Origin of the sequence: Campylobacter sp. TTU_617 (assembly GCF_016599045.1) — a bacterium.
Classification (GTDB): Bacteria; Campylobacterota; Campylobacteria; order Campylobacterales; family Campylobacteraceae; genus Campylobacter_D.
In genome coordinates this window covers 21,485-29,863 of sequence record NZ_JAENKV010000015.1, presented here as the reverse complement: position 1 = coordinate 29,863, position 8,379 = coordinate 21,485, and the positions used below count along the sequence as shown (strand labels likewise).

Annotated in this window: 6 protein-coding genes; 1 reads left to right on the top strand and 5 read right to left on the bottom strand. The window is 24.7% G+C overall.

The window, feature by feature from the left end; translation table 11 throughout:
- Positions 1–637: 637 nt before the first annotated feature.
- Genes GQV94_RS06600 through selA form a run of 3 tightly spaced genes read right to left on the bottom strand, consistent with a single transcriptional unit; the run spans position 638 to position 4,518 of the window.
- Complete coding sequence (locus GQV94_RS06600) at positions 638–1,348, bottom strand: thioredoxin fold domain-containing protein (RefSeq protein WP_200170257.1); 711 nt, start codon at positions 1,346–1,348, stop codon at positions 638–640.
- Positions 1,349–1,393: 45 nt separating this feature from the next.
- On the bottom strand, positions 1,394–3,190 hold the full coding sequence (selB, locus tag GQV94_RS06595; protein ID WP_200170255.1) for a selenocysteine-specific translation elongation factor: 1,797 nt from the start codon (positions 3,188–3,190) through the stop codon (positions 1,394–1,396).
- Positions 3,187–4,518, bottom strand: a complete 1,332-nt coding sequence (gene selA / locus GQV94_RS06590) for an L-seryl-tRNA(Sec) selenium transferase (protein WP_200170254.1) — start codon at positions 4,516–4,518, stop codon at positions 3,187–3,189. Before selA ends, selB begins: the two co-directional genes overlap by 4 nt.
- A gap of 68 nt (positions 4,519–4,586) precedes the next feature.
- Here selA and GQV94_RS06585 point away from each other — a divergent pair, with 68 nt between their 5' ends.
- Positions 4,587–6,245: a 4Fe-4S dicluster domain-containing protein gene (locus GQV94_RS06585; RefSeq protein WP_200170253.1), complete on the top strand. Its 1,659-nt coding sequence runs from the start codon at positions 4,587–4,589 to the stop codon at positions 6,243–6,245.
- Here GQV94_RS06585 and GQV94_RS06580 read toward each other — a convergent pair.
- Together GQV94_RS06580 and GQV94_RS06575 are read right to left on the bottom strand one after the other, a co-directional pair.
- The gene (locus GQV94_RS06580) at positions 6,226–7,029 is read right to left on the bottom strand and encodes an alpha/beta hydrolase (RefSeq protein ID WP_200170252.1); all 804 of its coding nucleotides are present in this window, start codon (positions 7,027–7,029) and stop codon (positions 6,226–6,228) included. The genes GQV94_RS06585 and GQV94_RS06580 overlap by 20 nt on opposite strands.
- Positions 7,026–8,321, bottom strand: a complete 1,296-nt coding sequence (locus tag GQV94_RS06575; RefSeq protein WP_200170251.1) for an MFS transporter — start codon at positions 8,319–8,321, stop codon at positions 7,026–7,028. Before GQV94_RS06575 ends, GQV94_RS06580 begins: the two co-directional genes overlap by 4 nt.
- Positions 8,322–8,379 lie beyond the last annotated feature (58 nt).

Genomic DNA, 8,379 nt, shown 5'->3' with positions numbered 1-8,379 from the left:
GCTTAATAAATTAAATCATAAGTTTAAATATAGAATAAAATTAAATGATAGAAACAAAAAACAAAAATATAAATAATATATAAAGTAATACAAATTAATATATAGTTTATAAAGTAATACATAAATAATAAATAAAAATACAAATCTATAAAGAAATTAAATATATAAATAAAATATAAAAATAAAAATATAAAATCAATAATAATTTAAAGCAATAAAGATAAAAACATAATTAAAAACAAAGATTAAAAGTATAAACAAATAACTAAAAGCAATAATTAAAACAATAAAGATTAAAAATAACAAATAAAACTAAATAACTAAACATAAATAATAAAAATAAACATACAAACAAAAACAAATATAAAATTTATAATTCTTATAAATAAATATTTTGATTTAGCAAAGATAATTCTTTATATTTAAATTCTTATTTTAATTCTTTATTATCTTTAGAGGTATTGTTTGTAATAAAATAAATTAAGATTTATTTTAATTTCATAAAAATTATTAAAATAAATTCTCAAGTTTTTTATAAAGCGATAAAAAGAAATATTAATTTAAATTTTATTTGTATGTAGTTAAAGTCTAGAAAATTGATTATATTTATAAATTTTGATGCTTTTTAGCATCAAAATTATTTTATGATAGTTGGGGTAGCGCTAAGTCCTAAAGCTCTATATTTTTCATAAAGAGCAAAAGCTTCTTTGAGTTCATTTTCGCTTACTTTTGGATAGTTTTTGATATTTGGATCAAAATATTTATTTAAGATTGCAATTTTTTCTTTATCATTTTTAGCTTTTTTAACTTCTTTATAAATTAAAGCTGATTTTTCAAAAGCACTTTTTCCATGAACTGGAGTGATTATAAGATTTACTTGATATTGTTTTAGTTCTTCATCAATATTTTTTAAATGTTCTCTACAATAAGGACACTCAGGATCTGTAAAAACATAAATTGCAGGTTTATTTTTATCTCCTAGTTTAATAACCATTTTTTCTTTTTCTGCTACTACTTTAGCATTTTTAATAAAATTATCCCTAGCATCTTGGAATTTTTTCATTTCATATTCTTGACGATAAGAAATTTTTGATTTTAAATCGATAATATCAGGAACTATAATATCATCTTTTGTAAAAAGAATTTCTTCTTGTTTTAAACCATCAATTTCAACACTTAAAATTACACTATCAAAACCAGTATCACCTGCTTTTTCTCTTTTTTCAATATTTATTTTTGCATCGGGAAATTGAGCTTTAATACTTTGCGAATAAAAATCACTAATTTGAGCATTGCTAGCCGCAAAAGCTAAATTTGCAGTGATTAAAACTAAGGCAATTTTTTTCATCATTTATATCCTTTTTAAATTTATTTTTAATTTTATAATATTAAATTAAATGTTTGTTTTTAAAAATCTTTTTTCATTGATTTTTTGAACTCTTTCATCTTTATCTAGGTATTCTAAATAAGCTATGGCATATTTTCTTGAAAGATTAAATTTTTCTTTGACTTTTTGTACATCAAGACTTTCGTATTTTAAGAGTTCTAAAAATTCTTTCATTAGATTGTCTAAAGCTTTTTTTTCTATAAAAAGATTATGAGCTAATCTTACTACAAGAGAATTTTTAGTGAGTTTTTTTAATATATCATCACCACTTTTTCTATCAAGATCTAAAAAATCATAGATATTATAAGGAGCTTTAGGATAAATTCCTTGTTTTTTAATGATATTAAAAAGTTCATTATTGTTTTTTTCTTCTATTTTTTTAAAATCTATTCCTTTTTTAAAATATATTCCTTTATTAAAATCAAGTTCTTTTGTGTTTTTTAAAGCTAACTCGCAAAAACTTTTACTTGCCCAAGGAATTCTTAAAGCTAAAGAGTGAGCTGAAAGCATAGCATAAGGATTTTTTTCTATACTAAAAGCAATAAATTTTTTTATTTCTTCTAAAATTGTTAATGTATAAACATTTAATTCTTTTTCATCTACAAAAACATTATCAAGCTCTTTGGCTAAGTTTAGAGCATCTTCGTGTTGCAATTTAAATCTTTGATAGCTTGATAATAAGCCAAAACCATACTTATGAATTTCTTTAAGATAATTAAAACTTTCTTTGAGTTTTTCTTCTTTTAAAAAATTTAAAAGTTTAATTTTTGCTTCTTTTTTTAAAGGTTCGCTTACAGGATTTAAAACTCTTCCACCTCCAACAACGCGATTATTTTGAAGTAAGATAAATCTTTCATTAAAGCATAAAAAAAGATTTTTTTCAAAGTTTAAATGAGCAAAAAATTCATTATTTTCTAATTGTTTAAGTATGGAAATTTTGCATTCTATTTGTTTTGTTCCAACGCAAAAAATCATTTTTTCATTTTTTAAATTTTTTGCTTTTATTAAAACATCGCATTCTTTGAAAGCTTTAAAATAGCCTTTTTTACTAAGTATATAACCTTTTTTTAGTTCTTTATGATCGCAATTTAAACTTAGAGCTACGCGGTTATAAGCTTTTATTGTGGTATGATTTTTTTCGTGATTTTGTATATTTTTAATGATAAGTTCTTTTTGATTATCAAGGCATATAATCTTTTCATTAAGGCTAATGCTTCCTTCATTAAGACTTCCAGTAACTATAGTCCCTATACCTTTTAAAGAAAAAACCCTATCAATGTAATAACGAAAAATTAAATTTTCATCTGTATTTTTGCATTCTAAATTTAAAAGATAGTTTTTTAGCTTTTCTATGCTTTTTATATCTTTAATGGAAGTATAAAAAATTTCCATAGGAGTAAAATTTAAATTTTTTAAAATATTTTCACTTTGTTCTTTTAAATTTTTACATAAGTCGCATTTGCTAAATACTAAAATAATATCTTTTATCCCTAAAAGATTAAGCACTTCTAAATGCTCTAAACTTTGCTCTTTTAAGCCCTCATTAATATCAACAACAAATAAACAAGCACTAAAGCCAAAAGCTCCGCTTATCATAGTTTTAACAAGATCTTTATGTCCTGGAACATCAATGAAAGAAATATATTTATTTTCGAAATTTAAATTTGAAAAACTTAAATTGATGGTTATTTTTCTGTCTTTTTCTTCTTTTAAAGTATCACCTTCAAAACCATTTAAAGCTTTAATTAAAGAAGTTTTGCCATGATCTATGTGTCCAGCAGTTCCAATGAGTAAGGAATTCATAGTGTATCCATTGAGTTTATAATATTGCTTAAATGAGTTAATTCATCTTCTCTAATACTTCGAAAATCAAGAATAAATTTTTTATTTTCAATGCGTCCTATGATATTTTTTTCTCTAAATTTTTTTTGCAAAAGTAAAGCTTTGCCTTCAAAAGTTAAAACAAAAGTTTCCAAACTTTTATCAGGCATAGAACCTCCTCCAACTAAGCTTTTGCTTTTTTGGAGTGTAGTTTTAAATTTGATATTTTTTTGAACTTTTAAGGCTTTTTGTTTTACGTGCTCTAAATCATCATTTAAAAGTTTTAAAGTGGTAATTTTTTCAAATTTTTTATCTAAATAAAATTTAAGCGTTTCATTTAAAAAGGTAATGCTTAATTTATCCACTCTTAACATTCTTAAAAGCTGATTTTTTTTAATTTTTTCTATAAATTTTTTCTTTCCTAAAATAATACCACCTTGCACAGAACCAAAAAGCTTATCTGCACTAAAACTTAAAATATCACAATCTTTTAAAAGTTTTTTAATTTCTGGCTCATTTTTTATTAAATCTAAATTAAGATTTTCGCACCATCCTGATCCTAAATCATAATAAAGTATTAATTTTTTCTTTTTAGATAAGACTTTTAATTCTTTTAAATTTACCTCACTTTGAAATCCAAGTAAAGAAAAATTAGATTTGTGTGTTTTTAAGATTAGGGCAGAATTTTCATTGATAGCTTCTTCGTAATCTTTTAAATGAGTTTTATTGCTAGTTCCAATTTCATAAAGTTTTACTCCTGCTGCTTTAATTACTTCAGGAATTCTAAAACTTCCTCCAATCTCTACAAGCTCTCCTCTTGAGCTAATTACTTCTTTATCTTTAGCTAAGGTATTAAGGATCAAAAAAACTGCTGCTGCGTTATTATTTACAACTAAAGCATCTTCACATTCAAAAAGGATTTTAAATTTTTCTAGCAAAGAATCATATCTTGAACCTCTTTTTCCTGTTTTAAGATTAAATTCTAAATTAGAATAAGAACAAATTATTTTTTTGCAGTTTTCATAAAGATCTTCATCAATTACACTTCTTCCTAAATTCGTATGTATGACAACCCCGCTTGCATTAATAAGACTTTGAAGATCGTTTTTTAAAAAGTATTTTATTTTATTTTGAATTTCATCTAAAATTTCTGCTTTGTCTATATTTTTGTCTAAATTTTTTTGTAATTTTTTTTTCATTTCTTTAATGACGCATTTAGAAAAATAGTTTCTAAGATACAAAGGGTAAATTTTTAAGTTTTCATCTTTTATTAGACTAGAAATTTGCGGGAAGTCTCTAAATTTGTTCATCTTAAACCTTAAGAAAATATTTTGCTATTTTAACATAAAATTTATAATCAAAGTTTTTAAGGTTAAAAATGCAAGATTTTGTTTATGTAAAAAATGATTTTTTAATTCCTTTAGAAGATAATATCACTATTTTAGACAAACCAAATGAAAATGAGTTTTTAATTTCAAATGATAAAAATCAAAAAGCACAAATTTATGCCCCTGAAATTAATTTTTATCTAAAAAATTCAAAAGATGATACCTTAAAAAGAAGTAAAAATGTATCAAAACTTTATGAAGCAAGATTGATAGCTTATGATTTAGGACTTGATTTAGAGCAGGTTAAAGAAGTAGGTAAAAATATCATTTTAGTAGATATTAAAGAAGAAATTAGTGATTTTTTAAAAAGTAAAAATTTTAAAGTTTTAAATTTTAAAAATGATGAACTTATATCTGTTTTTGGTTCAATTGGTGAGCTTTGTGCTATAGTTAAGAAAGATAGCGAAGAAATTGAGCTTGATTTTGATATTTTACTTTTTAATGGGAATTTAGACAAAATACGCAAAGATTTTACAAGACAAAGTGGATGTTTTGATATAAGTTCTTTTAAAAGCACCGAGGAGCTTTTTGAATTTTTAGAACAAAAAACCCCAAAATATCATTATAAAACTTATATTACTTATGATTTGAGTATATGTCAATATCATCAAAGACGTAGCGAACATTGTGCAAAATGTGCTGAAATTTGTCCTACAACGGCTATTTTAAAAGATGATGAAAGAAGAGAATTGGAATTTTCTCAAATAGATTGTTTAGGATGTGGAGGATGTATTAGTATTTGCCCTAGTGGTTCACTTGATTATGCTCCTATGCCAAGAAATAGTTTTTTTGAAATAGCTAATTTATATAAGGGTTATAAAATTTTAATTATTCCTAAAAAAATGTCTTTAGAAAATTTAGAATTGAATCTAAAAGAAGATATTTTACCCTTGATGATAGAAGGTGAAAAATGGCTTTCTAATATGCATTTTTTAACGCTTTTGCAAAATAGCGGAGCAAATTTAGTTTTTTATACTGATTTTGTTTCAAAAGGAAGTAATGAAGCTATAAATCTTTTAAATACTATTTTTGAGAGAAAATTTAACAAAAAGGCCATTTTTGTAGCTAAAGATAAACAAGAGCTTGAAAATGTTTTAGAAAAATTAGAATTTATCCAAGGTCTTTCTTTTGAGCTTCATTCAAATTTTCTTACAACTAGAGAGCTTTTTGCTAAAAGATTAGAACATTTAATTGCTGATGATGATTTAGGTAGGGTAGAAAGTGGAGAATGGTTAAGATATGGTCAAGTTTTAATCAATCCTGATACTTGTACGCTTTGTCTTTCTTGTGTAGGAGCTTGTAATGTGGGAGCATTGATTGCTGATTCTAAAGAAAATGCTTTAAAATTTAATCCTTCACTTTGTACTACTTGTGGATATTGTGAGTCAAGTTGTGCTGAAAAAGATACCTTAAAACTTGTGCGTAGCGGTATAGAACTAAATAAAGATTATTTTAAATATCACACTTTAGCCAAAGATGAACTTTTTGCTTGTATAGAATGCGGTAAAGAATTTGCTACAAAAAAAGCAGTTGAAAAGATAGCAAACTTTATGAAAGATAAATTTGGCAATGATGAGAATAAAATCAAAACACTTTATTGCTGTGCAGAATGCAAGGCTAAAGTGATGATTAAGGCGATGATGGTTTAAGAAAAATTTCTTTAGCATAAATCATAGCTTTATTAATAACACTTCCGTGAGTTTCATTTTCAAAAAGTTTAAAAGAACTTTTGCAAGAACTTTCTTGTGAAATTTTTTGACTAAGCTCTTTAACACTTAGCAATGCATACCTTTTTCTTTCGGCAGAACCCATTGCAAAATATATTTTAGGACAAGATGATAATTTGATTTTTTGGGGTAAAAATTTAGTTTCATTCCACCATAAAGAAGGGGAAATGATAAAATAATGACTAAAAAGCTTGCTATCTTTTAAAAGTGTATCAAGAGCAAAAAGCCCTCCAAAAGAATGTCCAAAAATAGCTTTATAATTTTTATCACTAGGATAATATTGTTCGATGTAAGGCATTAGTTGTGTTTTTAAAAAAGTTCTAAAATTTTCACTTCCTCCACTTTCTTCAAATCCATCTTGCTTATCGGGTGTATAATCTTTTGTGCGGTTTTTAGTATCAAAAGCTAAAGAAGTGTTATAACCTATGCCTATGATTAAAAGATTTTCTTTTATTGGTTTAGAAAAAAGATTTAAAAATAAAGGAAAGAAAGCATTGCCATCAAGTAAATAAATGCTTTTATATTCTTTAGCATTTGTATTATTTGTTGCAATAAAGATTTTATAATCTATATTGTGATGTGTAAAATAAATAGTTTTTTCTATAAAAAAAATCTTTTTTGCTATAGTTGAAATTTCTGGAATTTTTTGATTTGGTTTAGCAAAGGCAAAAGATATAAAAAGAAGAAAAAATAAAAATTTATTCATATTTTTGCTTCTAATTCTTCTTTGCTTGTCAGTTTATTATCAAATTTAATTACTAAATTTTTTGAATTTTTGTAAATGTCTATAACACCTTTAGTATTTAAAAGTTTTTCCCAATTTAAAGGCGTGTTAAGGTTGAGATAAATATTTTTAAATTCAGCTGGATTTTTTAAAAATAAAAGCAAAATAAACCAAAATACAGATAAAACTACTAAAATAATAGTAAGAAGCTCTAGCTTTTCAAAATGTAAAAATAACCCCCCTAAAATTCCTCCTATAAAACTTCCTCCGTATCCAAAGGAATTAAATATCCCCAAAGCTACACCTTTTTCATGAACTTTGCAAAATTTTGAAGCACAAGATTGCATAATGGGTTCATGCAAGTTAAAGCCTATAAAAAAGATAATTACTGAAAAGATAAAGAAATTAAGAGAATACGAAAAAGTAAAACATAAATAAGAGAGTATGAAAAAAAATACTCCAATAAGTAAAATTTGCTTAGATAAGTTTTTTCTTTCTCCTAAACTTCCAGCAAATCCCATAGCAATAAATCCTGCTATCATAGATATAGTATAAATAATCCAAAGTTTATTTTGTTCAAAATTAAAATGTTTTACTAAGATTATAGGAATAATCAAAAATGCAATACTCATAAGCATTTTTTGCATAAAATTAGTGATATTCATAAGAGTTAAATTTTTTTGTTTGATAAGATGAAAAAAAGGTGTTTTTTCATTTTCGTGTATAAGTTTGTTTTCTTTTGGAACTATGGTATAGAGTAGGATAATACAAAGTAATGTTAAAAAAGTGCTTAGATCAAAAAGGCTTGAAAGCCCCCATTTAGCACTCATTAAAGGAGAAATCACCATAGAAGCTGCAAAACTAATTCCTATAAAAGAACCCATTATGGCCATAGCTTTTGCTCTATTTTCTTCATTGATAAAATCACTAATCATTGCAGTGGCAACAGCCCCTATGGCACCAGCTCCTTGAAGCATTCTTCCAAAAAGCATAGTATAAATATCATTTGCAAAAGAACAAATAAGCGAACCTATAATAAAAATAATAAGACCAAAAAGCAAAGTTTTTTTTCGTCCAATTTTATCACTTAATATCCCAAAAGGAACTTGAAAAATCATTTGCATTAAAGCATATATACCTACTAAAAGTCCTACTAAAAATTCATTTGATCCTTCAAGCTTAAGTGCATAAAGGCTTAAAACAGGCAAAACTATAAAAAGTCCAAAAAATCTTGTTCCAACAATGAAAGATAAAGCTAAAATAGTATTTAACATAAAATGCCCTAAGGATTTAATTTAGGATAATTTTACTATTAATAATATTAAGTAAGTA